1 protein-coding gene is annotated in these 250 nt (G+C 72.0%); it reads left to right on the top strand.

The features are described from left to right. Positions 1-250: UTRA domain-containing protein (locus C7C46_RS33860; RefSeq protein ID WP_146259357.1), on the top strand; the 250-nt coding region annotated here is incomplete at both ends.

The raw sequence follows: 250 nt of genomic DNA, 5'->3' as shown, positions 1-250 counted from the left end.
AGGGGACCTTCGTCGCCAAGCCCAAGGTGGCGCAGGCCCTGCAGCTGCCCTCCTACCCCGAGGACATGCGCGCCCAGGGGCTGGAGCCCCCCTCGCGGCTGATCGAGGTCGGCTCCATCACCGCCGACGACCGGATCGCCCCGCTGCTGGACATCAAGCCCGGCAGCCGGGTGCTGCGGATCGAGCGGCTGCGGCTGGCCAACGGCGATCCGATGGCGATCGAGGTGGCCCACCTGTCGGCCAAGCGCTT

The organism is Streptomyces tateyamensis (assembly GCF_003205575.1).
Lineage (GTDB): Bacteria > Actinomycetota > Actinomycetes > Streptomycetales > Streptomycetaceae > Kitasatospora > Kitasatospora tateyamensis.
The sequence above is the reverse complement of the archived record's forward strand: the minus strand, read 5'-3'. Positions and strand labels throughout refer to the sequence as shown.